Origin of the sequence: Pseudonocardia adelaidensis (assembly GCF_039543345.1) — a bacterium.
Taxonomy (GTDB): Bacteria; Actinomycetota; Actinomycetes; order Mycobacteriales; family Pseudonocardiaceae; genus Pseudonocardia; species Pseudonocardia adelaidensis.
This window is the reverse complement of sequence record NZ_BAABJO010000002.1, coordinates 184405-209032: the sequence shown is the minus strand read 5'-3', so window position 1 is coordinate 209032 and position 24628 is coordinate 184405. Positions and strand designations below refer to the sequence as shown.

General features: G+C 72.8%; 28 protein-coding genes. 14 read left to right on the top strand and 14 right to left on the bottom strand.

Features of this window, described 5'->3' with window-relative positions; genetic code table 11:
• The first annotated feature begins 98 nt into the window (after positions 1–98).
• Entirely contained in the window at positions 99–3110 is a 3012-nt protein-coding gene (gene secA, locus ABEA81_RS02870) for a preprotein translocase subunit SecA (RefSeq protein ID WP_345603021.1), read from the top strand.
• Positions 3111–3130: 20 nt separating this feature from the next.
• Here the strand turns inward: secA and ABEA81_RS02865 are convergent, their stop codons facing one another.
• Positions 3131–3592, bottom strand: a complete 462-nt coding sequence (locus ABEA81_RS02865) for an Rv3235 family protein (RefSeq protein WP_345603020.1) — start codon at positions 3590–3592, stop codon at positions 3131–3133.
• A 99-nt stretch (positions 3593–3691) separates the two neighbouring features.
• Here ABEA81_RS02865 and ABEA81_RS02860 point away from each other — a divergent pair, with 99 nt between their 5' ends.
• Both ABEA81_RS02860 and ABEA81_RS02855 read left to right on the top strand, forming a co-directional pair.
• A complete protein-coding gene (locus ABEA81_RS02860) occupies positions 3692–4150 on the top strand; it encodes a MarR family winged helix-turn-helix transcriptional regulator (RefSeq protein WP_345603019.1) in 459 nt (152 codons plus the stop codon).
• Complete coding sequence (locus ABEA81_RS02855) at positions 4129–4623, top strand: HAD-IA family hydrolase (RefSeq protein ID WP_345603018.1); 495 nt, start codon at positions 4129–4131, stop codon at positions 4621–4623. The genes ABEA81_RS02860 and ABEA81_RS02855 overlap by 22 nt, the downstream gene beginning before the upstream one ends.
• On the opposite strand, the gene ABEA81_RS02850 is transcribed toward ABEA81_RS02855, so the two are convergent.
• From ABEA81_RS02850 to ABEA81_RS02840, 3 genes are read right to left on the bottom strand one after another with little or no spacing between them, the layout of a single operon-like run.
• The gene (locus tag ABEA81_RS02850; protein ID WP_345603016.1) at positions 4617–4835 is read right to left on the bottom strand and encodes an antitoxin; all 219 of its coding nucleotides are present in this window, start codon (positions 4833–4835) and stop codon (positions 4617–4619) included. The two genes, ABEA81_RS02855 and ABEA81_RS02850, sit on opposite strands and share 7 nt — an antisense overlap.
• 41 nt (positions 4836–4876) lie before the next feature.
• The gene (locus ABEA81_RS02845) at positions 4877–6097 is read right to left on the bottom strand and encodes an alpha-hydroxy acid oxidase (protein ID WP_345603015.1); all 1221 of its coding nucleotides are present in this window, start codon (positions 6095–6097) and stop codon (positions 4877–4879) included.
• Between the two features lie 9 nt (positions 6098–6106).
• Complete coding sequence (locus ABEA81_RS02840) at positions 6107–6874, bottom strand: TrmH family RNA methyltransferase (protein WP_345603014.1); 768 nt, start codon at positions 6872–6874, stop codon at positions 6107–6109.
• Positions 6875–6896: 22 nt separating this feature from the next.
• On the opposite strand from ABEA81_RS02840, the gene ABEA81_RS02835 reads away from it, so the two are divergent.
• The 3 genes from ABEA81_RS02835 to ABEA81_RS02825 all read left to right on the top strand — a co-directional run bounded on the left by ABEA81_RS02835 (position 6897) and on the right by ABEA81_RS02825 (position 9661).
• Positions 6897–8306, top strand: a complete 1410-nt coding sequence (locus ABEA81_RS02835; RefSeq protein ID WP_345603013.1) for a WS/DGAT/MGAT family O-acyltransferase — start codon at positions 6897–6899, stop codon at positions 8304–8306.
• A 5-nt stretch (positions 8307–8311) separates the two neighbouring features.
• Positions 8312–8821 (top strand): DUF6912 family protein, encoded by a 510-nt coding sequence (locus ABEA81_RS02830; protein ID WP_345603012.1) that lies wholly within the window; start codon positions 8312–8314, stop codon positions 8819–8821.
• 171 nt (positions 8822–8992) lie between these two features.
• Positions 8993–9661, top strand: coding sequence for a hypothetical protein (locus tag ABEA81_RS02825; protein ID WP_345603011.1), 669 nt, complete (start codon positions 8993–8995; stop codon positions 9659–9661).
• Here ABEA81_RS02825 and ABEA81_RS02820 read toward each other — a convergent pair.
• The 4 genes from ABEA81_RS02820 to ABEA81_RS02805 all read right to left on the bottom strand — a co-directional run bounded on the left by ABEA81_RS02820 (position 9658) and on the right by ABEA81_RS02805 (position 12982).
• On the bottom strand, positions 9658–10083 hold the full coding sequence (locus ABEA81_RS02820) for a DUF1707 SHOCT-like domain-containing protein (protein ID WP_345603010.1): 426 nt from the start codon (positions 10081–10083) through the stop codon (positions 9658–9660). The two genes, ABEA81_RS02825 and ABEA81_RS02820, sit on opposite strands and share 4 nt — an antisense overlap.
• A gap of 28 nt (positions 10084–10111) precedes the next feature.
• Positions 10112–11110: a ribosome small subunit-dependent GTPase A gene (gene rsgA, locus ABEA81_RS02815; protein WP_345603008.1), complete on the bottom strand. Its 999-nt coding sequence runs from the start codon at positions 11108–11110 to the stop codon at positions 10112–10114.
• A complete protein-coding gene (gene aroA / locus ABEA81_RS02810; protein ID WP_345603007.1) occupies positions 11107–12378 on the bottom strand; it encodes a 3-phosphoshikimate 1-carboxyvinyltransferase in 1272 nt (423 codons plus the stop codon). The genes rsgA and aroA overlap by 4 nt, the downstream gene beginning before the upstream one ends.
• 184 nt (positions 12379–12562) lie before the next feature.
• A complete protein-coding gene (locus ABEA81_RS02805) occupies positions 12563–12982 on the bottom strand; it encodes a hypothetical protein (RefSeq protein WP_345603006.1) in 420 nt (139 codons plus the stop codon).
• 108 nt (positions 12983–13090) lie between these two features.
• Here ABEA81_RS02805 and ABEA81_RS02800 point away from each other — a divergent pair, with 108 nt between their 5' ends.
• Both ABEA81_RS02800 and ABEA81_RS02795 read left to right on the top strand, forming a co-directional pair.
• Positions 13091–13885: an SOS response-associated peptidase gene (locus ABEA81_RS02800; protein ID WP_345603005.1), complete on the top strand. Its 795-nt coding sequence runs from the start codon at positions 13091–13093 to the stop codon at positions 13883–13885.
• A gap of 795 nt (positions 13886–14680) precedes the next feature.
• Positions 14681–15319: an alpha/beta hydrolase family protein gene (locus ABEA81_RS02795; protein ID WP_345603004.1), complete on the top strand. Its 639-nt coding sequence runs from the start codon at positions 14681–14683 to the stop codon at positions 15317–15319.
• 94 nt (positions 15320–15413) lie between these two features.
• Here ABEA81_RS02795 and ybaK read toward each other — a convergent pair whose 3' ends face one another.
• The gene (gene ybaK / locus ABEA81_RS02790; protein WP_345603003.1) at positions 15414–15887 is read right to left on the bottom strand and encodes a Cys-tRNA(Pro) deacylase; all 474 of its coding nucleotides are present in this window, start codon (positions 15885–15887) and stop codon (positions 15414–15416) included.
• Positions 15888–16109: 222 nt separating this feature from the next.
• On the opposite strand from ybaK, the gene ABEA81_RS02785 reads away from it, so the two are divergent.
• A complete protein-coding gene (locus ABEA81_RS02785; protein ID WP_425570437.1) occupies positions 16110–16802 on the top strand; it encodes a sigma-70 family RNA polymerase sigma factor in 693 nt (230 codons plus the stop codon).
• Positions 16799–17140 (top strand): mycothiol system anti-sigma-R factor, encoded by a 342-nt coding sequence (gene rsrA, locus ABEA81_RS02780; protein WP_345603002.1) that lies wholly within the window; start codon positions 16799–16801, stop codon positions 17138–17140. Before ABEA81_RS02785 ends, rsrA begins: the two co-directional genes overlap by 4 nt.
• A gap of 168 nt (positions 17141–17308) precedes the next feature.
• Here rsrA and ABEA81_RS42510 read toward each other — a convergent pair whose 3' ends face one another.
• Positions 17309–17383, bottom strand: coding sequence for a 50S ribosomal protein bL37 (locus ABEA81_RS42510; protein ID WP_369805044.1), 75 nt, complete (start codon positions 17381–17383; stop codon positions 17309–17311).
• Positions 17384–17470: 87 nt separating this feature from the next.
• Between ABEA81_RS42510 and ABEA81_RS02775 the strand changes: the two genes are divergently transcribed.
• Positions 17471–18961, top strand: a complete 1491-nt coding sequence (locus tag ABEA81_RS02775) for a sensor histidine kinase (RefSeq protein ID WP_345603001.1) — start codon at positions 17471–17473, stop codon at positions 18959–18961.
• Positions 18962–19116: 155 nt separating this feature from the next.
• On the opposite strand, the gene ABEA81_RS02770 is transcribed toward ABEA81_RS02775, so the two are convergent.
• Entirely contained in the window at positions 19117–19368 is a 252-nt protein-coding gene (locus tag ABEA81_RS02770) for a WhiB family transcriptional regulator (RefSeq protein WP_343943538.1), read from the bottom strand.
• A 540-nt stretch (positions 19369–19908) separates the two neighbouring features.
• Between ABEA81_RS02770 and ABEA81_RS02765 the strand changes: the two genes are divergently transcribed.
• On the top strand, positions 19909–20322 hold the full coding sequence (locus ABEA81_RS02765) for a hypothetical protein (protein WP_345603000.1): 414 nt from the start codon (positions 19909–19911) through the stop codon (positions 20320–20322).
• 19 nt (positions 20323–20341) lie between these two features.
• Here the strand turns inward: ABEA81_RS02765 and ABEA81_RS02760 are convergent, their stop codons facing one another.
• From ABEA81_RS02760 to sodN, 3 genes are all read right to left on the bottom strand, one after another.
• On the bottom strand, positions 20342–20821 hold the full coding sequence (locus ABEA81_RS02760) for a GNAT family N-acetyltransferase (protein ID WP_345602999.1): 480 nt from the start codon (positions 20819–20821) through the stop codon (positions 20342–20344).
• Positions 20818–21411: an acid phosphatase gene (locus ABEA81_RS02755; protein WP_345602998.1), complete on the bottom strand. Its 594-nt coding sequence runs from the start codon at positions 21409–21411 to the stop codon at positions 20818–20820. Before ABEA81_RS02755 ends, ABEA81_RS02760 begins: the two co-directional genes overlap by 4 nt.
• 704 nt (positions 21412–22115) lie before the next feature.
• Entirely contained in the window at positions 22116–22532 is a 417-nt protein-coding gene (gene sodN, locus ABEA81_RS02750; RefSeq protein WP_425570425.1) for a superoxide dismutase, Ni, read from the bottom strand.
• Between the two features lie 70 nt (positions 22533–22602).
• Between sodN and ABEA81_RS02745 the strand changes: the two genes are divergently transcribed.
• Positions 22603–22923, top strand: coding sequence for a S26 family signal peptidase (locus ABEA81_RS02745; RefSeq protein ID WP_345602997.1), 321 nt, complete (start codon positions 22603–22605; stop codon positions 22921–22923).
• 509 nt (positions 22924–23432) lie between these two features.
• Complete coding sequence (locus tag ABEA81_RS02740; protein WP_345602996.1) at positions 23433–24593, top strand: NAD(P)-dependent malic enzyme; 1161 nt, start codon at positions 23433–23435, stop codon at positions 24591–24593.
• Positions 24594–24628 lie beyond the last annotated feature (35 nt).

Below are 24628 nucleotides of genomic sequence, written 5' to 3'. Positions count from 1 at the left end.
TAGGGGCCTGCCACTTCGCTACCCTGGTCGGGGCAGCGCGTGCTCCGGCAGGGCTGCGTGAACGCGAACTGGTCCGCGAAGGCGAATGAGGTCAATCCGTGCCGCTGTTGAACCGTCTGCTTCGTGCCGGCGAGACCAAGCTGGTGAAGCGGCTCGCGAAGTACGCCCAGGTGATCGACGGCCTCGAGCCGGAGATCCAGGTGCTCACCGACGCCGAGCTGCGGGCGAAGACCGACGAGTTCCGGGAGCGCTACCGCGACGGCGAGTCGCTCGACGACATGATGTTCGAGGCCTTCGCCGTGGCCAGGGAGGCCGCGGTGCGCACGCTCGGGCAGCGGGCGTACCCGGTGCAGCTCATGGGCGGCGGGGCGCTGCACCTGGGCAACGTGGCCGAGATGAAGACCGGTGAGGGCAAGACCCTCACCTCGGTGTTCCCCGTCTACCTCAACGCCATCTCCGGCGACGGGGTCCACGTCGTCACCACGAACGACTACCTGGCCAAGCGCGACTCCGAGAACATGGGCCGCATCCACCGGTTCCTCGGGCTCACCGTCGGCGTGATCCTCTCCGAGATGCCGCCCGCCGTGCGGCGCGAGCAGTACGCCGCCGACATCACCTACGGCACCAACAACGAGTTCGGCTTCGACTACCTGCGCGACAACATGGCCTGGAAGAAGGCCGACATGGTGCAGCGCGGGCACAACTTCGCCATCGTCGACGAGGCCGACTCCATCCTGATCGACGAGGCGCGCACGCCGCTGATCATCTCCGGCCCGGCCGAGGCGAGCTCGCGCTGGTACCAGGCTTTCGCCGACATGGCCAACGGCCGCGGCACCGCGAAGGTGGCCATGCGCGGCTACGACGTCACCGGGCTCTCGCCCCAGGAGCTGTCCCGGCGGAGCGCGGAGATCCAGGGCTACGACTACGAGTACGACCTGAAGAAGCGCACGATCGGCGTCACCGACAAGGGCGTGAAGCACGTCGAGGACCAGCTCGGGATCGACAACCTCTACGAGGCCGCCAACACCCCGCTCGTCGGCTACCTGAACAACGCGCTCAAGGCCAAGGAGCTGTTCAAGAAGGACCGCGACTACATCGTCCGCGACGGGCAGGTCCTCATCGTCGACGAGTTCACCGGCCGCGTGCTCGCGGGACGGCGCTACAACGAGGGCATGCACCAGGCCATCGAGGCCAAGGAGCAGGTGCAGGTCCAGAACGAGAACCAGACGCTCGCCACGATCACGCTGCAGAACTACTTCCGGCTCTACACGAAGCTCTCCGGCATGACCGGTACCGCCCAGACCGAGGCGGCCGAGCTGCACCAGATCTACAAGCTCGGCGTGGTGCCGATCCCCACCAACCGGCCGATGATCCGCCTCGACCAGCCCGATCTGATCTACAAGACGGAAGAGGCGAAGTTCGACGCCGTCGCCGCCGACATCGCCGAGAAGTACCACGCGGGCCAGCCGGTGCTGGTCGGCACCACCAGCGTGGAGAAGTCGGAGTACCTGTCGGGGCTGCTGCGGCGGCTGCAGGTGCCGCACAACGTGCTCAACGCCAAGCACCACGACAAGGAGGCGGCGATCGTCGCCCAGGCGGGGCACGCGGGCGCGGTCACGGTGGCCACCAACATGGCGGGTCGCGGCACCGACATCATGCTGGGCGGCAACCCGGAGTTCCTCGCCGACCTGGAGCTGCGCCGCCGCGGGCTCGACCCCGTCGAGACCCGTGAGGAGTACGAGGCGGCCTGGGACGAGACCGTCGCGAAGATGAAGGAGCAGGTCGCCGAGGAGGCCGAGGAGGTCAAGGCGGCCGGCGGGCTCTACGTGCTCGGCACCGAGCGCCACGAGTCGCGGCGCATCGACAACCAGCTGCGCGGCCGCTCGGGCCGTCAGGGGGACCCGGGCGAGTCGCGGTTCTACCTCTCGCTCGGCGACGACCTGATGCGCCGCTTCAACGGCCAGCTGGTTGAGTCGATCATGAACCGGTTCAACCTGCCCGACGACGTGCCGATCGAGGCGGGGATGGTCACCAAGGCCATCCGCAGCGCGCAGACCCAGGTCGAGCAGCAGAACTTCGAGATCCGCAAGAACGTCCTCAAGTACGACGAGGTGCTCAACAAGCAGCGCACCGTCATCTACGAGGAGCGCCGTCGCGTCCTGGACGGCGAGAACATCCAGTCCCAGATCGAGCACATGATCGAGGACGTCATCCGGGCGTACGTCGACGGTGCCACCGCCGACGGCTACGCCGAGGACTGGGACTTCGAGAAGCTCTGGACGGCCCTGCGCACCATCTACCCCGTCGGCATCCGCTGGCAGGACCTCGTCGGCGAGGGCGACGCGGACGGGATCATCGACGACCTCAACAAGGAGACGCTCTTCGAGGCGATCCTGGCCGACGCGCGGAACGCGTACGCCCGGCGCGAGGCCGAGGTCGACGAGCTCATCGCCCCGCTCGGCGGGATGCGCGAGCTGGAGCGCCAGGTCCTGCTCACGGTGATCGACCGCAAGTGGCGCGAGCACCTCTACGAGATGGACTACCTCAAGGACGGCATCGGCCTGCGCGCGATGGCCCAGCGCGACCCGCTGATCGAGTACCAGCGCGAGGGCTTCGACATGTTCCAGGCGATGTCGGAGGGCATCAAGGAGGAGACGGTCGGATACCTGTTCAACGCCACCGTGCAGGCCGCGCAGCCCGCACCGGGCGCTGCGAGCGGCGCCGAGGCCCCGGCCCCGGCCGCCCAGCCGACGGGGGCCGCTCCGGCCCAGGAGGCGCCCCCCGCGGCCCGGCGGGCACCGGCGCAGCCTGCTGCCGCCGGTCGGCACGCGGCGCCTGCGCCCGGCGGCGACCCGACGGGTACCGGCAGCGTGCTCCCGGCGGCGTTCCGCGGCTCCCGGCCCACCGACCTGCGTTACAGCGGTCCGGCCGAGGACGGCGGCACCACCGCCAGGCGGTCGGCGGCCGGCAGCGGAGCCGGGCGGGACGGCAGCCGCGGCGACGCCACGGCGGCCGGTGGCGGCCAGCCGTCGCGCAACCGGCCGTGCCCGTGCGGCTCGGGCCGCAAGTACAAGCAGTGCCACGGGTCGCCCACCGCGGCCCGGCCCTGAGCGCGCCCCCGGGCCCGCTCCTAGAGCAGCCGCACGGCGGTGCAGCGCCACCGGCCGTCGGCCCGCTCGAGCCGGGCGGCGAGGGCGCGGTACGTGCCGTCCACACGGCACGTGACGGCGACCTCGGCCACCCCGGGGCACGGTGTGCAGAGCCGGATCCGGCCGTGCCGCACCGGCGCCCTGGTGACGCGCTGTCCGGTGGCGGCCCGCCAGTAGCGCAGGGGGCGCGGAGCGAAGTGCGGTTCGAGCTGCATCGGTGCGCGCTTGCCGTCGAGCACCTCGAGGGCGAGGCGCAGGATGCGGGTGGCGGCGCGGTGGGCGTCGAGGAACTCGCCTGCACCACCCGGCGGGCCTTCCTCCGACGGTCGGGTCCGCCGTGGCGGTTCGGCCGGGGCGGCACGGGCGGGAGCCTGACCGGGGAGCGGCTCGTAGGGGACGGGACGCAGGCGGGGCTGGACGGGGGCGGGAAGCGTGATCGTCACGGCTCGATACTCGGCGGCCGGTGCCGGTCGCAGGGCCGAACGAGTTGCTTCGGGTCCGTACGGTACGTGTCCGCACCGTCGCCGCCGTACCGTCGGGCCGTGTCCGCCGGACCTGCCACGGAGCCGCTCGACCGGCTCATCGTGCGCGCCGGGCTGGCACTGCAGCGCCTCACCCGGCAGGCGGCGGCCGCGCACGGGCTGAGCGCCACGGCGTTGGCCGTGCTGGCCGCGCTCGTCGAGGTCGACGCGCTGTCGCACCGCGACCTGGCCGGGTGTCTCCGCCTCGCCCCGGCCACCCTGACCCCCGTGCTGGACGCGTTGGAAGCGGACGGCGCGCTGAAGCGGGTGCGGGACGGCGCCGATCGGCGGATCGTGCGGGTCGCGATCACGCCGCACGGGCGGGACCGGCACGCAGCGGCCGCGGCGGGCGTCGCGCGCGCCGTCGCAGCGCTGCCCGAACCGGCTCCCGACGCGGCGGCGTTGATTCGCGCGCACCTGCACGGCCTGCTGCAGGCCATGGACGAGGAAGCGGTCCAGTGGCGTTCGACGCGCTGGTGATGGACTACTCGGGGGTGCTCACCGACGGACCCGGGCTGCTCGAGCTGGTCCGGCGGGTGCGCTCCACGGGGACGCCGACCGCGCTCGTCACCGACGCCGACACCGTCCCCGACGCGTGTGCGGCGGCGTTCGACCTGGTCGTTCTGGGTTCCATGCCGGGTGCCCGCAAGCCGGATCCGGACCTGTACCGGCTCGTGGCGGCCCGGCTCGGCGTGCCGGTCGCCGGGTGCGTCGTGGTGGACGACCACGTGCGCAACGTGCGGGGTGCCCGCGCGGCGGGTGCCGTGGTGGTGCACCACCAGGACGAGGCGACCACGGTCGACGAGCTGTCGGTCCTCTTCGACGTCCCGGCCGGGCAAGGTGGCCCTACCCCGGCGCTACCGGGGCGGGGCCACCTCGTCGTGGTGTCCGGTCAGGTGTCTGTCGCTGCGGTCGGTGTCGTTGTCCTCGGTTCCAGTGCGGTCGTTCACTGAGGCGGCGGCGGGGGCGGCTGCTCCTCGTCCGCCGGCGGGCGGGTCGTGTCGCCGCCGCCCGACATCTCCTGGAGCTTGTCGACGCCCTGGTCGATCTGCTCGTCGTGGCCCGCGAACCGCTCCTTGGCTGCTTCACCGGCCTTGTCCAGGCCCTCGTCGACCTTGTCGTCGTGCTGGTTCAGCATGTCCTTGGCCTTGTCCATGAAACCCATCCCTGCACCATGGCCCCGATGCCGCGGGCCTGCAGCTTCTCTCACCCGTTCGAGCGGAGCCGTACGTGCGAAGGGCGTAGTTCGTCGACGCTGTTGACCCCGATCAGCTGCAGGGTGCGCACGATCTCGGCGGCGAGGATCGAGACCGCCTTCTCGACGCCGAGCCGCCCGCCCGCCATGAGCCCGTAGAGGTAGGCGCGCCCGATCAGCGCGGCGCGGGCGCCGAGCGCTGTGGCCGCGAGGATGTCGGCGCCGTTCGTGATGCCGGTGTCGACGAGCACCTCGGCCCGGCCGCCGAGTGCCTGGACGGTGGGCTCGACCAGCTCGAGCGGCACCGGAGCGCGGTCGAGCTGGCGGCCGCCGTGGTTCGACAGGAGCACGGCATCGGCGCCGGCGTCGACCACGCGCACCGCGTCGTCGACGCTCTGGATGCCCTTGATCACGAGCTTGCCGGACCAGGCGTCGCGCAGCCAGGCGACGTCGTCCATGGTGAGCGCGGGGTCGAAGACGCGGTTGATCATGTTCTCGATCGAGCCGTAGCTCGATTCGAGGCTGGAGAACCTCAGCGGCTCGGTGGTGAGCAGGTTGAACCACCAGTGCGGGTGGAGGGCCCCGTCCAGGAACGTGCGCAGCGACAGCGCGGGCGGGATCGTCAGCCCGTTGCGGATGTCGCGCAGCCGCGCCCCGCCCACGGGGGTGTCGACGGTGAGCATCAGGGTGTCGTAGCCGGCCGCGGCCGCCCGCTGCACGAGGTCCTTGCCCGGTGCGCGGTCGCGCCAGAGGTAGAGCTGGAACCACCGGCGGGCCTGCGGGGCGGCGGCCGCGACGTCCTCGATGGTGGTGGTGCCCATGGTGGAGAGCGTGTACGGGATGTCGAACTGCTCCGCCACGGACGCGACCGTGGGCTCACCGGAGTGGTGCATCATCCGCGTGAAGCCGGTGGGGCCGAACGCGAACGGCAGGCCGGCCCGGCGTCCGAGGATCTCCCGGCTCGTGTCGACCTCGGAGACGTCGTGCAGGACCCTGGGGGTGAACTCGACCCGCGCGTAGGCCTGCCGCGCGCGGTGCAGCGAGTGCTCCCCGTCGGCCGCGCCGTCGACGTAGTCGAACACGGCGCGCGGTGTGCGCCTGCGCGCGATCGCCCGCAGGTCCGCGATGCTCGCCGCGCGCCGCAACCGTCGTTCGTCCGCGTCCCAGACGAACGGGGCAGGCCGCAGGAGCGAGCGCAGTTCGGACGGGCGGGGCAGGCGACGCTGGACCATGCCGCCACCCTAAGCCGGTTGATGCCGCCGGCGAGAGAGTTCGAAGGCCGCGACGGCGCCCGCGCTCGCCACCCCCAGCGACTCGACGCCGCCGTGCATCGGGATGGCCAGCAGGCCGTCGAGCAGGGGGCGGACCGACGCCGAGAGGCCCTCGGTCTCGTTGCCCAGCACGAGCGCGACCCGGTCGGGAAGGGTGGTGTCGGGCAGCGCGTCGCCGTGGGCGTCCAGGCCGAACAGCGCGAACCCCGCCTCGGCCAGCGCCGCGCACCCGTCCTCGACGGTGCCCGAGCGCAGTACCGGCGCCCGGAACGCGATCCCCGCCGACGCCTTCACGACCAGCGGGTCGATCGCCGGCAGCCCGCGCCGGGCCAGCAGCACGCCGTCGAGGCCTGCCGCGGTGGCGCTGCGCAGGATCATCCCGACGTTGGCGGGGTTGGTGAGCCGGTCGAGCACCAGCACCGCGGCGGCCGCCCCGGGGCGCAGCGCCGCCGTGAACTCGGCGACGGGCGCCATCCGCGGCGCGACGACGTCGGCGAGCACGCCCTGGTCGTGCCGGCCGTTGCCGGCGAGCACCTTCACCCGGTGCGCCGACGCCCGCTGCACCCGCACTCCCCGCCGGCGGGCGGCGTCCAGGATCGCCCGCACCGGCTCGCCGCGCGACCCCTCGGCGAGCACCACCTTGTCCACCCGCAACGCCTGGTCGCCGAGGGCCTCGAGCACCGGTTTGCGGCCGTACACCGTGATGAAGGTGTCCTTCGGAGACCGCTCGCCCGCCATCCTCCGAGCCTAGGATCAGAACATGCCGCCTCGGCTCTCGGCCCTCGACGCCTCGTTCCTGTACCTGGAACAGCCGACCACCCCGATGCACGTCGGGGCGGTGTCGATCTTCCGGCGGTCGCGGACGGGGTTCGACTACGACCGGCTCGTCGACCTGGTCGAGCAGCGCATCGCGCTGGTCCCGCGCTACCGGCAGAAGGTCCGGTACGTGCCGGGTAACCTCGCGCGGCCGGTGTGGATCGACGACCCCGACTTCGACATCGCCTACCACGTCCGGCGCTCCGCGCTCCCCAGGCCGGGCTCCGAGGAGCAGCTCACCGAGCTCGTCGCGCGCCTGATGTCGCGCCCGCTGGACCACACGCGCCCGCTCTGGGAGATGTACCTGGTGGAGGGGCTGGCGCAGGGCCGCATCGCGGTCGTCACGAAGACCCACCAGGCGATGGTCGACGGCATCAGCGCGATCGACATCGGACAGGTGATCCTCGACGTGTCGGCCGAACCGCGGGTGGTGCCCGAGGAGCTGTGGATGCCCCGCCCGGAGCCGTCGGGCGCGGAGCTGGTGCTCGGCGCCGTCGCCGACGCCGTCGCGCGCCCGGCGGAGATCGTCGACAACGTGCAGGTGGCCGCCGGCGACGCGATGGCCACCGTCAGCAAGGTCGCGAGCGCCGCGGGCAAGCTGTTCTCGATGGCGTGGACGGCGAGCAGGCCCGCCCCCGGCACCCCGCTCAACGTCGACATCTCCACGCAGCGCCGCTTCGCGGTGGCCCGCGCCGAGCTGGAGGACTACCGGCGCGTGCGCGCCGCGCACGGGTGCACCGTGAACGACGTCGTGCTCAGCGTCATCTCGGGGGCGCTGCGCAGCTGGCTGCTCTCCCGTGGCGAGCCGATCACGTCGTCGTCCTCGGTGCGGGCGATGGTGCCGCTGTCGGTGCGGGGCGAGGCCGACGTGCCCAGCTCCGCCACGGCGGGGTCGCTGGGCAACCGGGTCACGTCGTTCCTCGTCGACCTGCCCGTCGGCGAGCCGAGCCCGGTGGTGCGCCTGCACCACGTCACGCACGCGATGCGCGAGCACACGGCGGGTGGCCGGTCCGTCGGCGCCGACACCCTGGTCCGCATCGGCGGCTTCGCGCCGCCTACGCTGCACGCCCTGGGGGCACGTGCCGCCAGCGGGTTCTCGAAGCGGATCTTCAACTTGGTGGTGACGAACGTGCCGGGACCGCAGTTCCCGCTCTACGCCGCTGGCGCCCGCATGCTCGAGATGTTCCCCGTCGTGCCGCTCGCGAAGGGCCAGGCCCTGGCGATCGGTCTCACCTCCTACGACGGCGGGGTCTACTACGGGTTCAACGGGGACCGCGACGCCATGCACGATCTCGACGTGCTGGCCGGGATGGTGAACGAGTCCCTCGACGAGCTCCTGACCACGGTGGCGTGATCCTGATGCGCATCTACGTGCCGGCCACCTGGCCGATGCTGCGGACCCTCGTGAAGACCGGGGTGCTCGACCCGATCGGGGGCACCGCCTTCGCCCTCACCCCCGCCCTGCGCGAGGCCTACACGAGCGGTGACGACGAGGAGCTCGAGTACGCGGCGATGAACCAGGCGGCACGGGCGTCGCTGCGCCTGCTCTCCGTCGAGTTCGGCCTCGGTGAGGACACCACGCCCGCGCGGCGCGTGGTGGTGTCCGCCGACCTGGACGACGTCACCCTGCGCCCCGACCTCGACGACGGTGTCGTGCGGATCTCGGGTTCCGTGCCGTTCGAGTCGATCGCTGCCGTGCACGTCGACACCGAGGAGGCCGAGTACGCGGTGCGCGAAGCCGCGGGCGCCGTCGACGCGGCCGACATGGGGGACCTCGACGCCGAGTTCCTCGTGGGGGAGGCGGAGGACCACGAGCTGGCCTGGTACGACCCCTCCGAGGTGGCGTTCCTGGTGGAGGGCCGCTCCTAGCACCGGGAGAACCGGAGCAGCACGGCCGCCGGCGGGATCGGCAGGAAGACCCCGCCCTGCTGGGTGAGCAGGAACGACCCGATCGCGGCCGCCACGACCATGCCCAGCACCCGTGGGCCCACGTTTCGGCTGAGTGCCGGGGGCGTGATCCACTCACCTATCGTCCGGGGTGTGACGCGACCGTTCGTGGCCCGACCGGGGTGCCTGGCGGGGCTCGTCCTGGCCGTGGGCGTCCTGGTCTGGGCGGGCATCTCGTTCTCCCGCCACGATCCGACGCCGGCCTTCGACCCGGCCACCACGCAGGAGGTCGTCGGGGCGGCGGCCGGATGCGAACCCCCCGGGCTACCCGATCCGACCCCGGAACAGGAGCAGGACCGCAGGGCGCAGATCGAGCAGGCCGCACGGGTGGACGTCGCGACGTCGGGATGCCTGCCCGCGGTCGACGGTGGCTGTGACGAGCCGATCATCAGCTGCCGGATCCGCGTCGGGGACGAGGCGATCACCCTGCGGGTGGAGTACGGCAGCTGTCGCGACCTCATCACCAGCCGGTCGTGCGAGTACCGGCTCGAGCGGACGAACCGCTTGCTGACGCAGCAGCGGCTGCACCACGAATTCGCGATCTTCGCCGAGGAGCAGCGTGCGGAGGGGGCGGTGCTGCGCTGCGACACCATCCCCGGCGGAGCCGACCTGTTCCCGCTCGACGACAGCCCCGGCCTCGATCCCGGCTACCGCAGCACGCCGTACCGCTGCTACACCCGCGAGCCGAAGAGCGTCACCGACGTCTACGAGGTGCGCCTCTACCAGGGTGGGCTACCCGTGTTCGCCGACGAGAGGCGCTAGCGGCGCCGCACCCCCCAGAGGACCACGGCGGCCAGCGGGATCAGCAGGAACACCGGTCCGGCCCGGGTGACGAGGAACAGCCCGACCGCGATCGCCACGGCGAGCAGCAACACGCCACCGCCCACGTTCTGCAGCGCCTTCGCAGCCGGCGCCACCTCGCCGGGCGGCGGCGTCATCGGCAGCGGCGCCGTCGGCGGCGGGGCGGCCGGGCCGCCCGGCAGCTCCGGGTGCGGCTGCGGCAGGTCGGTGAACAGGGCTGCCAGGTCGGCCGCAACGACGGCGTTCGCGGCGGCTGCCGAGCGGTCGGCGTACTCGTCGACGTCCAACCGGCCCGCCGCGAGGTGCTCGTCGAGCGCCTGCTGCGCCGACGTGCGCTCCGCGTGGCCGATGCGAAGCGGCGACGACTCCTCTCCGGTGGCCATGCGTGTGAGCCTGCCACTCCCACCCGGCTCAGCGCAGGGCCACGAGGACCCGGCGCAGCGCCGCGAGCCGGCCCGGCCGCAGCCTGCCGTCGGCGACCATCGTGTCGAGGGCGCACTCCGGGTCGGCCGGTGGTCCGAGGTGCCCGCAGCCGCGGGGGCAGTCCTCGATCGCCTCGGCGAGGTCGTCGAACGCGGCAGGCACGTCGTCCGGCGTGACGTGCGCGAGGCCGAACGAGCGCACGCCCGGGGTGTCGACCACCCAGCCGGCGCCCAGCTCGTCGGGCAACGGGAGCGCGAGCGCCGCCGTGGTGGTGTGGCGGCCCTTGCCGACCGCCGAGACGACGCCCACGGCGCGGGCCGCGTCCGGGACGATCGCGTTGACCAGTGTCGACTTGCCCACACCCGAGTGCCCCACGAGCGCGGAGACGCGTCCGCCGAGGACGTCCGCGAAGGCGGTCGGCTCGCGGTCGCGGCGGGTGACGACCACGGGGAGGTCCAGCTCCCGGTACTGCGCTGCGAACGGTTCGGGGTCGGCGAGGTCGGCCTTGGTCAGGCACAGCACGGGCGTGAGCCCGCCGGCGTACGCGGCCACCAGGCAGCGGTCCACGAACCCGCTGCGCGGGGGCGGGTCCGTGATCGAGGTGACGATCACCAGCTGCTCGGCGTTGGCCACGACGACGCGCTCGTACGGGTCGGTGTCGTCGGCGGTGCGCCGCAGCAGCGTGTGGCGCTCCTCGACGCGCACGATGCGGGCGAGCGTGTCGACGGTTCCGGAGAGGTCGCCGACCAGGCCCACCCGGTCCCCGACGACGATCGGTGTGCGCCCGAGCTCGCGCGCCCGCATCGCGACGACCGGCGGCCGGTGCGCGTCGCCGTCGGGCGCGCACGTCCAGCGGCCGCGGTCCACGGCGGTGACCATCGCCTCGGCCGCGTCGGCGTGCTCCGGGCGGCGCTTGCTGCGCGGCCGCGAGCCCCGGCGCCCGGGGCGGATCCGGACGTCGGACTCGTCGTACTCGCGAGCCCTCACGTCGCGAGCAGCGCCGCCCAGCGGGCCGGGAAGTCGGGGATGGTCTTGTCCGTGCAGCCGATGTCGTCGATCGTGACGCCCGGCACGGCGAGCCCCACCAGCGCGCCCGCCGTGGCCATGCGGTGGTCGGCGTACGCCCGCCACGGCCGGTCGGCCGGGGCGATGAGCGGCGCGGGTCGGATCTCCAGCCCGTCCGGTGTCTCGGTGACGGCACCGCCGAGCGGGGTGAGCTCGGCGGCGAGCGCGGCCAGCCGGTCGGTCTCGTGGCCGCGGATGTGGGCGACGCCGCGGATCCGCGACGGCCCGGTCGCGAGCGCGGCCACCGCGGCCACCGTCGGCGTCAGCTCGCTGGCGTCGTGCAGGTCGACGTCCACGCCGGCCAGCTCGGCCGGACCGCGCACGGTCATCCCGTCGGGACCGGGGATGACCGCGCAGCCCGCCTGCTCGAGCACGGAGAGGATCTCGCTGCCCGGCTGGGTGGAGGTGGCGGGCCAGCCGGCCACCGTGACCTCGCCGCCGGTGACGGCCGCAGCGGCGAGGAACACCGCGGCGTTCGACAGGTCCGGCTCCACCACCCAGTCCCGCGTCGCGACCGGGCCGGGGGAGACCCGCCACGTGTTCGGCTCGGCGTCGTCGACCTCGACCCCGGCCTCCCGCAGCATCGCCACCGTCATCTCGATGTGCGGCAGCGACGGCACCGGCTTCCCGTCGTGGTGGACCGTGACCCCCTTCTCGTAGCGGGCACCGGAGAGCAGCAGCCCGGAGACGAACTGCGACGACGCCGACGCGTCGATCACCACGTCGCCACCGGCCAGCCCGCCGGTGCCGTGCAGCACGAACGGCAGCGCGGTGCCCTCGATCCGGGCGCCGAGGGCGCGCAGCGCGTCCAGGACGGTGCCCATCGGGCGCTCGCGGGCGCGCGGGTCGCCGTCGAACGTCACCGCGCCGTCCGCGAGCGCCGCGGCGGGCGGTACGAACCGCATCACCGTGCCGGCGAGGCCGCAGTCGACGCTCCCGCCGCCCCGCAGCCCGTCGTGACCGGCGAACTCGATCCGCTCCCCGTCGACCTCGACCGGAACGCCCAGCGCGCGCAACGCCCCCACCATCAATGCGGTGTCGCGGGAGGTGGGCGCCCCGGAGACGGTGGCCCGCCCGCCGGAGAGCGCGGCGAGCAGCAGCGCACGGTTGGTCACGGACTTGGAGCCCGGCACGTTCACCCGGCCGCGGACGGGCGCGGCGGCGTGCGGGGCGGGCCAGGGTGCGGTCACCCCGCCATGATTCCGCATGGCGGGCGCACCCTCAGCCGCGACTGGCGCCTCGGTGCCCGAGGATCGCGGTGATCTCGTCGATCCGAGCCATCATCCGATCGACGATCTCGGAAATGGGCTCGGGTCGCGGGTCCGTCTTGCTCGTCGGACGGCTCGCCAGGTTCGCCCTGGTCGTCAGACCGGCTCAGTTGGACCGGTCGTCCCCGCGGCCGGGGCCGCTCAGCAAGGCGACGATCTGCGCCATACCCGTGCTGAGCATCCCGAGCGCCTGGTCCACCTTCGCGTCCATCTGGTCCACTTTGCCGTCCATCTGGTTGAACTTCGCGTCCATCTGGACGAACTTCACGTCCATCTGGACGGCCTTCGCGTCGAGCGCGGTGAGCTTCCGCCCTTGCTCGATCTGCGTTTCCCGCAGCGCGTTCAGGGTCTGGGTGTGGGCACGCAGCAGCGTCTTCATCTCCGACACGTCACGGTCGGCGCCACCGGCGAGCACCCGGGCGGCCGCGGCGTCGGCGCGGGAGACCGACACCCCGTCCTTGAGGCGGGCGACCTCACCCTCCAGCCGGGACACCCGCGCCTCGAGCTCGTCCCCCGAATCAGGCATGGGACGAGGGTATCCGTCCGCTGTCGTCCGCGGGCCCCGGTCCGCGACAACCGGGACAGCCGGCGAGTTCGGCGGACGGGGGCGCCGCCGCGGGGGCACGATGGAGGCATGTGCGGCAGATACGCCTCCATCAAGGCTCCCGCGGACCTCGCCGACGAGTTCCGCGCCGTCGACGCCACCGACGGCGCGGCGCAGGCGGACTACAACGTCGCGCCGACCAAGCAGATCATCACGGTGGTCGAGCGGCACCCCCGCGACGCCGAGGGCACCCCCGACGCGGACCGCACCGAGCGCACGCTGCGGATGGTGCGCTGGGGGCTGGTGCCGTCCTGGGCGAAGGACCCGAAGGGCGGCGCCCGCATGATCAACGCGCGGTCCGAGTCGGTGGCCACGAAGCCGGCGTTCCGCCGGGCGTTCAACGCCCGCCGCTGCCTGATCCCCGCCGACGGCTGGTTCGAGTGGCAGCGGGGCCCCGAGCACAAGCAGCCCTACTACACGCACTACGCCGACGGCAGCTCGCTGGCCATGGCCGGGCTCTGGGAGTACTGGAAGCCGAAGGACGACCCGGCGGGCGAGTACCCGGACGGACTGGTCACCGCCACCGTGCTGACCACGGAGGCCGTCGGCCCTCTCGCCCAGATCCACGACCGGATGCCGCTGGTGCTGCCGCCGTCCGCATGGGACGCGTGGCTGGATCCCGACCGGCACGCCGACGACGACGCGGTCGCGTCGCTCATCACGCCGCCCTCGCTCGACCTCGTCACGCAGCTGGAGCTCCGGCCGGTGTCGGCGCTGGTCAACAGCGTCCGCAACAACGGCCCGCAGCTGCTCGAGGCGATGCCGGAGGAGGAGGTGCGGGAGCCGATCCAGCTCGACCTGCTGGCGGGGCCGAACCCGAAGTGAGCTGCGTCCGACCGTCAGGTCGCGAGGTGGTAGTTGGGGCCGGGCGGGACGGTGGGGTCTACGGAGAACAGGACGAAGAGCTGCCCGAGTGGCGTGTCCCCGCCCCAGAGGTCGGGCGACCTCCCGGCGGTTCGCCTGAGGATTCTGAGGAATGTCTCGTAATCGCGGCGCGGCGCGTGCTATAGAAGGTGCCCTGCGTCGGCCACAGTGATCACGAGGCTCCGTGCTCGCCTGCCGGCGCGATCGCCGTAGTAGCTCCCGAGCCCGCCCTCAGCCACGACGAGCAGTTCCCGCAGGCATTCGTCGAAGGCGTCCCAGTTCATCCCGTAGAGACGATGATCTTCACTCGCTGCTGGGTGCTGCAGCCGTTCCGGACATGGATCGTCTGGGTGGCAATTCCGCGGGGGTCGAGGCTGGCGGTCACGCATGGTGGTGGTGCTGCAGACCGGTCGACCGAGTCCTGGTCAGCGGTTGCCGCTTTCCGATCGACCGAGGCTCCGCGGGAAAGCGTGTACGTGTTGGGCTCGGTCGGAACGGGCGCGGCGGTGGCGGTGCCGGGGAGGGACACGAGCAGGGTGAATGCAATCAATGTCGCGGTCGCGGCACGTCGAAGGCGCGTCGTCATGCGGTTCCCGTCTGCGCTGTGCGGGCGTGGGATTCCCCGGGATTAGGCATTTCGAGTTCCATCGTCCCGATGCTTCTGCGAGAGGGGATACCCCCGATCGGATGATCACCATTCACTATTGCAAACAGTCGGCGAGCGGCCCGGCGTTCGGCGGCCGATATATTGTGCCGATGCCGACCCCTGATGCCGGAGGCGTTAGCACCGAGGTCCCCACCCCGCACGGCCCGGCCCGCATCACCCGCCGCGACGCCGACGGTCCCGCGCGGGGCCGGTTGCTGCTCGGCCACGGCGCCGGCGGCGGTGTCGGTGCCCCCGACCTGCTCGTCGCCGCGGGGGCCGCCCTCGCTCTCGGGGTGCACGTCGTGCTCGTGGAGCAGCCGTACCGGGTGGCCGGCCGACGCGCCCCCGCCCCCGCGGCGCAGCTCGACGCGGCCTGGCTCGCCGTGGTGGAACACGTCCGGGACGACCTGCCGCTCGTCGTCGGCGGGCGCAGTTCGGGCGCGCGGGTGGCCTGCCGCACGGCTACCGGAGCAGGCGCGGTCGGGGTGCTGTGCCTGGCGTTCCCGGTGCACCCGCCGGGCAGGCCGGAGAAGGACCGGCTGCCGGAGCTGGCGCAGCCGACGGTGCCGATCCTCGTCGTGCAGGGGCAGACCGATCCCTTCGGCCGCCCGGAGCCCGTACCGGGCCGGGACGTGGTGCTGCTGAGAGGCGACCACAGCCTGAAATCAGACGCGCCCGGCCTCCGGGCGGCGGTCACCTCCTGGCTGGAGGAGCTCCTGCCGGCGACGACGGGGACGTCTCATCACTGAGCGCCGGTCCGTCGTGCCCCACGGGCCGGGCCGGCAATGCCGGCATGGTGGCCTTGCTGCCGCGGTATGCCAGTAAAGCCACCATGCTGGCGTCTCAGGTGGCGATCGGCGCCACCGTCGCCCCGCACAGCCGCACCAGCTCCGCCGGGGCCAGCTCGATCTCGAGGCCCCGACGGCCGCCGCTGCAGAACACCGTCTCCCACTGCTGTGCCGACTCGTCGACCACCGTCGGGAGGCGTTTGCGCTGTCCCAACGGGGAGATGCCGCCTGCCACGTAACCGGTGGCGCGCTCGGCGGCGGCCACGTCCGCCATGCGGGCGCGCTTCCCGCCGACGGCGGCGGCGAGTGCCTTCAGGTCGAGCGTGGCGGAGACCGGTACGACGCCCACGGTGAGCGTGCCGTCGACCTCGGCCACCAGCGTCTTGAAGACCCGCTCCGGGTCGAGTCCCAGCCGCTCGGCGGCCTCCGGGCCGTACGCCTGCCCGGCACCGTGGTCGTAGGTGTGCACCTGGTGGGTGACCCCCTGCTTGACCAGCAGCGCGGTCGCCGGGGTCCCCTTGCCTGCCACGCCGCGGAGACTAGAACAGACCGTTGCGCGGGGAATCACCTGGCACCGCGGGGTGTTGACGCAGCCGTGACACAGGCAGTGATGGACGTTCCGCGCACCGGGCGGGTGCGCCGGACGGGCTCGCTCCAGCCGGGCGGCGTACCCTCTGGGCGTTACGCGGTCGCCACGGGGGTGACCGTTCCCGAGGTCGCCGCGCGGGCGACCCGGCGCGAGAGGAGCGCGGTGCCCGGCACCGAGCACGCGGCAGACGCCGTCGACAACGAGCTCGACGGCCGCCCCGCCGACGAGAGCCCGGACGGTGGACAGCCGGCCGGCGAGCCCGACGAGACCGCCGAGGAGCGCGCGGCTCGCTTCGAGCGCGACGCCATGCCGCTGATCGACCAGCTGTACGGGGCGGCGCTGAGGATGACGCGCAACCCGGCCGATGCCGAGGACCTCGTTCAGGAGACCTACCTCAAGGCCTACTCGGCGTTCCGCACGTTCCGGGCGGGCACCAACCTGAAGGCCTGGCTGTACCGGATCCTCACCAACACCTACATCAACGGCTACCGCAAGCGGCAGCGTCAGCCGGTGCAGGCTCCCACCGAGGAGATCACCGACTGGCAGATCGCCCAGGCGGGGGAGCACACCTCGCAGGGGTTGCCGTCCGCCGAGATGGAGGCGCTGGACCGGCTCCCGGACGACGACGTGAAGGCTGCGTTGCAGCAGCTGCCCGACGACTTCCGGATGGCGGTGTACCTCGCCGACGTCGAGGGCTTCGCCTACAAGGAGATCGCTGACATCATGGGCACCCCGATCGGCACCGTGATGTCCCGGCTGCACCGGGGCCGGCGGCAGCTGCGGGACCTGCTCACAGGCACCGCCCGGGACCGTGGATTCGTGCGGGGACGGCAGGAGGAGGGGGTCTCCTCATGAGTTGCGGCAACCATCACGACACCGACTGCTCCGAAGTGCTCGCGGAGGTATGGCTCTTCCTCGACCACGAGTGCGACGACGCGCGGCGCAGGCTGCTCGCCCAGCACCTGGACGAGTGCGAGCCGTGCCTGTCGGAGTACGGCATCGACGAGAAACTGAAGCGGCTCCTCGCCGCGAAGTGCGGCGGTGAGCACGCCCCTGCAGGCCTGAAGGACCGGCTGCGCCAGCAGATCCGCGTGGCGGTACTGGAGCAGGCCGAGGTCACGGTGGAGGAGGGCCCTTCGGGCACCACCACCACGGTCGAGGTGCGCGGCACGCGCATCGAACAGCGCGGATAGCGCCCCGGGAGCGGACCCACCGACCGGGGCGGCACGCGGAGCGAGCGGCACTCCGGCGAGCTAGGCGCGAGCGGCTGTGCCGTCGGCTCCACACCGGGCGGCTCGCCGAGCGAGCGGCACCCCGGCGCGCCGGCTGCGTGCAGTAGTGCCGCTCGCCCCGCTCACGGCTCAGGTGTTCGGCTTCTTGCCGTGGTTCGCGCCCTTCTTGTTGCGGTCGCGGCGCTTGCGTGCGCGCTTGGACATGCTCGACCTCCTCGCTCCAACCGGGGGATGCCCCGATTCTCCCACGTGGTTTCATGGAGCCGAGTACGGACCTGGAGGCTGCGTCGGGTGTCCACCCTGAGTGAGCTGCTCGCCGAGCACACGGAGATGCGCGGCGATGCCGTCGAGCACCTCCAGCGAGTCGTGGCCGAGTGGCAGCTGCTGGCGGACATGTCGTTCGCCGATTTCCTGCTGTGGATCCCGTTGGCGGGGGTCCCCCTCGGCAGCGGCGCGGAGTTCCTCTGCGTGGCGCAGGCCCGGCCCACCACGGCGCCCACCGCGCATCCCGAGGACATGGTGGCGGCCCGGATCACGGCCACGGAGAGCCCGCAGCTGCGGCGCGCCGTGGTCGAGGGCCGGATCTGCCGCGAGGAGAACCCGCGCTGGCACCTGGAGGTGCCGGTGCGGCGCGAGACGATCCCGGTGCGGTACGGCGGCTCGGTGATCGCCGTGCTCTCCCGGGACACCAACCTCGCCATGCCCCGGGTGCCCAGCCCGCTGGAGATCGCCTACCTCGGCAGCGCGTCCGACCTGTGCCAGATGGTGGCCGACGGCGCCTTCCCGCCCAGTGCCGAGACCGTGGGCGCGGTCAGCAGCCCGCGGGCGGGTGACGGCCTGATCCGGCTGGACGCGCACGGTCTCGTGGCGTACGCGAGCCCCAACGCGCTCTCGGCCTACCACCGCATGGGCCACGCGAGCGACCTCGTCGGCCTCGTGCTCGCCGACACCATGCGGGAGCTGGTGCACGACCCGTTCGACGCGGCCGAGGTCGCGGAACGGATCCAGGGCGCGCTCGACGGCAAGCACTCGCTGCGCATGGAGGTCCGCGCCCGCGGGGCGGTCATGCTGGTGCGCGCGATACCCCTGCGGCCGCGCGGCGACGCGGCGGGCGCGCTGGTGCTGGTGCGTGACGTCACCGACCTGCGCCGCCGGGACATGGCCCTGCTGTCGAAGGACGCGACGATCCGGGAGATCCACCACCGGGTCAAGAACAACCTGCAGACGGTGGCGGCCCTGCTGCGCCTGCAGGCGCGCCGCACCGCGATCCCGGAGGCGCGGATCGCCCTCGCCGAGAGCGTGCGTCGGGTGAACTCGATCGCGCTGGTGCACGAGGCGCTGTCGGTGTCGGTGGCCGAGCGGGTGGACCTCGACGAGCTCGTCGACAAGGTGCTCCCGGCCATCGGCGACGGAGCCACCGCCGAGTCGCGCGCGAAGGTGCGCCGGGAGGGCAGCTTCGGCACGCTCCCGGCCGCGCTGGCCACGCCGCTGGTCCTGGTGCTCACCGAGCTGGTGCACAACGCGCTCGCGCACGCCTTCGACCCCGGTCGGGCGGGCGAGGTGGTGGTGTCTGCGAACCGCTCGAACGGCGAGCTCGAGGTGGTGGTCGGCGACGACGGGCGCGGGCTCCCGGAGGGGATGGACCTGGAGCGCTCCACCGGTCTCGGCCTGCAGATCGTGCGCACGCTCGTGGACTCGGAACTCGGCTCGGTGCTGGAGGTGCGGCCCCGCCCGGGAGGCGGAACGGAGGCCGTCATCAAGCTCTCGATGCGGGGACGCTAGCCTTCCGCTGGAGGTCGTTGGTCCTGCGGGCGTGGTCGCGCCGCCCGGACCGTCGGCCCCCTCCGGAGCAGCCCCCGCGTGCGCCCGGTGTAACGACCGCGGGCCCGGAGCCGGGTGCAGTCCGGCTTCGGGCCCGCGGTTGGGGAAGGAGGGAGTCAGGCAGTACGTGCCCGGGTGCGCGCGTTGCGGCGCTTCAGCGCCCGGCGCTCGTCCTCGCTCATGCCGCCCCAGACGCCTGCATCCTGGCCGCTCTCGAGCGCCCAGCTGAGGCACTCGGTGACCACGGGGCAGCGCCGGCAGACGGTCTTGGCCTCGGCGATCTGCAGCAGCGCAGGACCGCTGGTCCCCACGGGGAAGAACAGCTCGGGGTCCTCGTCGCGGCAGATAGCGCGGTGACGCCAATCCATTGGTCTTCGGCTCCTTGTGCTTGCGCGATCGGGGTCGCGCCGATCGTCTGTCACGGTCTTGTGGACGCGCTTGTGAATAGTTTCACGAGCACGCTCGATCTTCAAGGGTCGAGGTCCACCGGGGTGAGCACTCTCACCCACTCAACGCAACGAGCGCCAGCACTGACGGTTACTACTCATGTACCGCCTGCCTCGTGTCGCCGCGCTGAGCGATCAACCTCGAACCGCCCACCGGGCCCGGTTACCCAGGTCCGGTTAGACCATGCGAGAAGTCCACTCGCGATCACTCGCTTGTCCGTGACCTACCATGGGGCAACGTTTCCCCAGGTGCGAGCCCTTATCGGCTCGACGGTCCACGAGCAGCGGTGAATGGCCGCCGGCCGTCACTCGAGCGGGTGATCGGCGGACTTCGCTGCGACGAGCTGCGTTCCTCGCACGACGACCCGTAGCGCGCCGGACACGGCCAGGAGTCGCGGTCCGCGGGTTCCCGAGGCCGGCCGCCCGGAGGCCCGCGCGCCTCTCCGGCCTATTCTCGCGTACATGAGCTCCGAGCAGGCACCCGGGCAGGTGCGGCTGGCCGGCGTGCTGGTCGGCGGCCAGGGCCTGCTGGGGCTGGGCTTCGGGGTCGCGCTGGTCGTGCGCGCGCTGAGCGTCGAGGGCACGGGCCTGCTGGTGCGCGACATCGTGGGCGAGGCGGGCTACTTCCTTCTCATCGGAGCGGCACTCGTCGCCGTCGGGCTCGGACTGGTGGCCGGTCGCCGCTGGGCACGTACCCCGGCCATCGTCACGCAGTTGCTGCTGCTGCCCGTCGTCTACACGCTGATCGGGCCGTCGCACCAGCTCGTGCCCGGCATCCTGGCGGGCGTCTACGTCGCCGGCACGTTCCTGCTGCTGATCAGCGAGGCCTCCAGGACCTGGGCGGTGGGGATGGACGAGCTGCGGCGTCAGGGATAGGGCAGCACGACGCCGGGCGTCAGCCGTCCGCGCTCTTCGCGAACGTCGTGAGCGCGTCACCGTCGAGCCGGAACGTCGTCCACTCGTCCATCGGCACGGCGCCCAGCGCCCGGTAGAAGCCGATCGACGGCTCGTTCCAGTCCAGCACCTGCCACTCGAGCCGGGCGTAGCCCCGTTCGGCGCAGACGGCGGCGAGCGCGGCCAGCAGCGCCCTGCCCAGCCCGCTGCCGCGGTGGGACGGCCGGACGAACAAGTCCTCGAGGTAGATCCCGGGCACCCCGCGCCACGTCGAGAAGTTGCGGAACCAGATGGCGCACCCCACGACCTCGCCGGCCACCTCGGCGACGTGGCAGTGCGCGACGGCGTCGGGACCGAACACGGCGGCGTGCAGCTGCTCGTCCGTGAGCGTGCACAGCTCGGGGCTGCGCTCGTACTCGGCCAGTTCGTGGACGAGGCCGACGACCGCCGGCACGTCCTCCGCACGTGCTTCCCGGATCATCGGCGTCCCTTCGGGGTCAGGTTGACGTGGTCCAGCCGCGGCACGCCGCGTTCGTCGCCGAGCACCGCCCACGACGGCGCCTCCATCGCGAACCGGACGCCCTCGGTGGCCGGCAGCCCGATCCACCGGGCCACGAGGACGCGGCTGAAGTGGCCGTGCCCGACGAGCACGACGTCGCCCCGCTCGAGGGCGTCGGCGGTGCGCGCGATCACGCCGTCGGCCCGCCTGCCGACGTCGTCGGCGGTCTCCCCGCCGGGGCACGGGTGCGTCCAGACCGTCCAGCCCGGCACGTACTCGCGGATCTCCGCGGTGGTGCGGCCCTCGTACTCGCCGTAGTCCCACTCGGCGAGCCGCTCGTCGACGTCGTCGACGCGGAACCCGGCGAGCCGCGCGGTGTCCCGCGCGCGCCTGCGCGGGCTGGTCAGCACGAGCGCGGGCGGGGGGTCGTGCAGGTCCGCGACGAGCCGGCCCGCGGCGGTGGCGAGCTCCCGGCCCCGCTCGGTGAGCGGGACGTCGGTGCGACCCGTGTGCTTGCCGGTGCGTGACCACTCGGTCTCGCCGTGGCGCAGCAGGAACACGCGGCCGGTCATGGGTGCGACCTTAGCGACCGGCCTGGACCAGGCGGCCCGCTCGTGGCATCCCGTCGACCTCCACGAGGGCTGTCACGCCCCGGGCGGAGGTGAGCGACCCGGAGCCCTGTCATGCCCCGACCTTTCACCTCGCGTCCGGGTCGTTCCGACTGGTGATGATCTCTACGATCGGGCCCGCTCGGCTCACCGCGGGTGTTCGGGCGGCGCTGCCGGGATGGGAGGACGGACGTGGGCGGGTATGTGGTCCGATTGCGAGTGGCTGCGGTGCTGCTCCTGGTCGGCCCGGTGCTGGCGGTTGTCGGGAGCGCTCTGCCGTTCCTGTACATCAACGCCGACCCGTCCGGCCTCGTGACGGACCGGTCGGCGGGATCCGCTCACGATGCGCCCGTTCGGCGCAGTTGCCGCCGGATTCCTCGCCGCCGCGACACTTGCCCTTCCCGTGGAATACGTGATCGCCCCAGTGGCGTCCTCTCCGACGCTCGTCAAGTCGTTCGGCGCCGGGATCCCGCGGAGCTGTGCGGTTGTGCCGTCGCGGCGGCGGCGAGCGTGCTCATTCTGATCGGTCGCCGCGTCCCGCCGAGCGAGCCGTGGTCCGGCTTCCCGGGCGGGGCCGTCACCGGGCTGTGGGAAGTTGCCCGACAACAAGAAAGACGCTGACCAACAGGAGGTCTTCCCGCTGGTCAGCGCCGCTCTTGGGGCTGTGGTCAGGCAGCCGCCTTGGTCTCCCAGAAGATCTTGTCGATCTGGGCGATGTAGTCGAGCAGCTCCTGGCCGGTGGCCGGGTCGGTGGAGGCCTTGGCGCCGCCGGGGCCGCCCCCCGCCTTCTTGGTGGCCTTGTTGAACAGCTCGTGCAGCTCCGGGTACTTCTCGAAGTGCGGTGGCTTGAAGTAGTCGGTCCAGAGCACCCAGAGGTGGTGCTTGACCAGGTCCGCCCGCTGCTCCTTGATCTCGAGCGCGCGCGACCGGAACTCCGGGTCCTCGTTGGCCTGGTACTTCTCCTGGATCGCCTTCACCGACTCGGCCTCGATCCTGGCCTGCGCCGGGTCGTACACGCCGCAGGGGAGGTCGCAGTGTGCGGTGGCCTCCAGCCGCGGGCGGAGAATGCGGGCTAGCAGCCGCATGGGTCCTCCCTGGGTGGTGATCGTTCTGGCGTGTCCGACACTACTCCGGGCGTCGGGGCGCAGCAGGGTGATGAAGGGGGTGGGTGTGCGCTGGCGGAGGGTGGGCGTGCGGGGGCCGTCGATGTCGCCGACGCTGCGGGACGGGGACGTCGTGCTCGTGCGGTTCGGCGCACGGGTGCGGGCCGGGGACGTCGTGCTGGTGCGGTGGACGGCCCGGCCGGAGCAGCTGTCGGTGAAGCGGGCCGCGCGGCCGTCGGAGGACGGTTGGTGGGTGCTCGGCGACAACGACTTCGGCTCGACCGACTCCCGCACGCTCGGCCCCGCCACCGTGCTCGCCGTGGTGCGGTGCCGGCTGTGGCCCCGCCCGAGGCGGTTCCGCAGCGTCCGCTGACCCGGCGGCCCACGGGCCCGGGGTGCACTCCATGTCGACCGCCGCGCTCCCCGTGTGGCCGGACGTGCCTCGTCGACGGGCGTAGCTCGCCGGCAACCCTCGTGTCCAGAGCTCGCATCGGGATCGTGACCTCAGCCGCACCCCTGCGGTTCATGTCACGTTCGGGCTGATCAGGGGGCCGACCGAACCGGGCCGGGCCCGGCCCGCCCCCGTGTCGGCCCACCGCGGCCGTCGTACGGTCGTTGCCGTCGAGCTGCCCGCCCACCGGGTGAGGTCCGTCATGAACCGTGAGGCCCTCTGTGCCAGCGGGCCGGAGGCCGACGCGGTGGGGCGGCCGGATGCGTAAGATCTGCCTCGATACCCGATGCCCCTCCGCCGGGCTCGCCGCGGCATCCTGCGGCTGCTCGGCGCTCGGCCGTCCGGCAGTGGTCGCGGACCCGCGGCCCCCGGTGCACGGCGAGCGCAGGCGCCCCTACGGCGCCCCCTGAGCACCACGAGGAAGTGGACCCGTGACGATCGCTTCAGAACGCACCATCCCCACCCGCGAGGAGATCTTCGCCGCGCACGGCGGCGGCAAGCTGGGCACCGCGCTCACCGCCCCGCTGGCGGACGCGCGCGACCTCGCCGTCGCCTACACACCCGGTGTGGCCGAGGTCAGCCGCGCCATCGCCGCCGACCCCGGCCTCGCGGCCCGCTACACCTGGACCGACCGCCTCGTCGCGGTCGTGAGCGACGGCACGGCCGTCCTCGGCCTCGGCGACATCGGCCCGCGCGCCGCGCTGCCCGTGATGGAGGGCAAGTCCGCGCTGTTCAAGGCGTTCGCCGGGCTGGACTCGATCCCGCTCGTGCTCGACACCACCGACGTCGAGGAGATCGTCGAGACGCTCGTGCGGCTGCGCCCCAGCTTCGGCGCGGTGAACCTGGAGGACGTGGCCGCACCGCGCTGCTTCGAGCTGGAGCGGCGGCTCATCGATGCGCTCGACTGCCCGGTGATGCACGACGACCAGCACGGCACCGCGATCGTGCTGCTCGCCGCGCTGCGCGGTGCCTGCGCGGTGCAGGGCCGCGGCCTCGAGGGGCTGCGCGTCGTCGTCTCGGGGGCCGGGGCGGCGGGGGTCACGTGCGCGCGGATCCTGCTCGCGGCCGGCGTGCCCGACGTCGTCGTCCTCGACTCACGCGGTGTGCTCGACGCCGCCCGCGGCGGGGAGAAGGCGGCGCTGGCCGCCGTCACCAACCCGCGGGGCGTGACCGGCGGCCTCGCCGAGGCCCTCGACGGCGCCGACGTGTTCGTGGGCCTGTCGAGCGCGAAGGTGCCCGAGGAGCTGCTGGCCCGGATGGCGGCCGACGCGATCGTCTTCGCGCTCTCCAACCCCGACCCGGAGGTGCACCCCGACGTCGCGAAGCGGCACGCCGCCATCGTGGCCACCGGGCGCAGCGACTTCCCGAACCAGATCAACAACGTGCTCGCGTTCCCGGGGGTGTTCCGCGGCGCCCTCGACGCGGGGGCGCGCCGCATCACGGACGCGATGAAGCTCGCGGCGGCGGATGCCATCTTCGCGGTGGCGAGCGGCGAGCTCTCCGCCGACGCGATCGTGCCCAGCCCCTTCGACCCGCGTGTCGCCCTAGCCGTTTCGTCAGCTGTCGCCGCCGCGGCGGCCGATGCGCCCTGAAGCCCCCGGCCTGCGGGTTTTGCTCCGATGGTGAT

Bases quoted from the DNA above. Each gene is read 5' to 3' on its own strand.
- ABEA81_RS02760 (WP_345602999.1), bottom strand. From the start codon at position 20,821: ATGATCCGGGAAGCACGTGCGGAGGACGTGCCGGCGGTCGTCGGCCTC.
- ABEA81_RS02820 (WP_345603010.1), bottom strand. From the start codon at position 10,083: ATGGCCACCGGAGAGGAGTCGTCGCCGCTTCGCATCGGCCACGCGGAG.
- ABEA81_RS02765 (WP_345603000.1), top strand. From the start codon at position 19,909: ATGAGCTCCGAGCAGGCACCCGGGCAGGTGCGGCTGGCCGGCGTGCTG.
- ABEA81_RS02770 (WP_343943538.1), bottom strand. From the start codon at position 19,368: ATGGATTGGCGTCACCGCGCTATCTGCCGCGACGAGGACCCCGAGCTG.
- rsrA (WP_345603002.1), top strand. From the start codon at position 16,799: ATGAGTTGCGGCAACCATCACGACACCGACTGCTCCGAAGTGCTCGCG.
- ABEA81_RS02845 (WP_345603015.1), bottom strand. From the start codon at position 6,097: ATGGTCCAGCGTCGCCTGCCCCGCCCGTCCGAACTGCGCTCGCTCCTG.
- sodN (WP_425570425.1), bottom strand. From the start codon at position 22,532: ATGCGGCTGCTAGCCCGCATTCTCCGCCCGCGGCTGGAGGCCACCGCA.
- ABEA81_RS02850 (WP_345603016.1), bottom strand. From the start codon at position 4,835: ATGGGTTTCATGGACAAGGCCAAGGACATGCTGAACCAGCACGACGAC.
- ABEA81_RS02800 (WP_345603005.1), top strand. From the start codon at position 13,091: ATGTGCGGCAGATACGCCTCCATCAAGGCTCCCGCGGACCTCGCCGAC.
- ABEA81_RS02830 (WP_345603012.1), top strand. From the start codon at position 8,312: ATGCGCATCTACGTGCCGGCCACCTGGCCGATGCTGCGGACCCTCGTG.
- ABEA81_RS02805 (WP_345603006.1), bottom strand. From the start codon at position 12,982: ATGCCTGATTCGGGGGACGAGCTCGAGGCGCGGGTGTCCCGGCTGGAG.
- ABEA81_RS02840 (WP_345603014.1), bottom strand. From the start codon at position 6,874: ATGGCGGGCGAGCGGTCTCCGAAGGACACCTTCATCACGGTGTACGGC.
- ABEA81_RS02795 (WP_345603004.1), top strand. From the start codon at position 14,681: ATGCCGACCCCTGATGCCGGAGGCGTTAGCACCGAGGTCCCCACCCCG.
- ABEA81_RS02745 (WP_345602997.1), top strand. From the start codon at position 22,603: ATGAAGGGGGTGGGTGTGCGCTGGCGGAGGGTGGGCGTGCGGGGGCCG.
- ABEA81_RS02835 (WP_345603013.1), top strand. From the start codon at position 6,897: ATGCCGCCTCGGCTCTCGGCCCTCGACGCCTCGTTCCTGTACCTGGAA.
- ABEA81_RS02755 (WP_345602998.1), bottom strand. From the start codon at position 21,411: ATGACCGGCCGCGTGTTCCTGCTGCGCCACGGCGAGACCGAGTGGTCA.